Source organism: Staphylococcus sp. EG-SA-18, assembly GCF_017151825.1.
GTDB classification, from domain to species: Bacteria; Bacillota; Bacilli; order Staphylococcales; family Staphylococcaceae; genus Staphylococcus; species Staphylococcus aureus.
The window spans coordinates 1-263 of the sequence record NZ_JACYVY010000083.1 but is presented as its reverse complement, the minus strand read 5'-3'; the positions used below and the strand labels follow the sequence as shown (position 1 = coordinate 263).

Sequence of the window (263 nt, the reverse complement as noted above, 5' to 3'; positions counted from 1 at the left end):
ACATTCATATGTCTGGTGACTATAGCAAGGAGGTCACACCTGTTCCCATGCCGAACACAGAAGTTAAGCTCCTTAGCGTCGATGGTAGTCGAACTTACGTTCCGCTAGAGTAGAACGTTGCCAGGCATAATATTAATCCACAGTAGCTCAGTGGTAGAGCTATCGGCTGTTAACCGATCGGTCGTAGGTTCGAGTCCTACCTGTGGAGCCATGGCTCCTTGGTCAAGCGGTTAAGACACCGCCCTTTCACGGCGGTAACACGG

The 263-nt window shown here is 51.0% G+C and carries 1 tRNA gene and 1 rRNA gene; both read left to right on the top strand.

Annotation, left to right across the window (positions count from 1 at the left end):
* Nucleotides 1–11 precede the first annotated feature (11 nt).
* A 5S ribosomal RNA gene (gene rrf, locus IDG66_RS13515) occupies nt 12–126 on the top strand.
* Nucleotides 127–136: 10 nt separating this feature from the next.
* Nucleotides 137–211, top strand: a tRNA-Asn gene (locus tag IDG66_RS13510).
* The last annotated feature ends 52 nt before the right edge of the window (nt 212–263 follow it).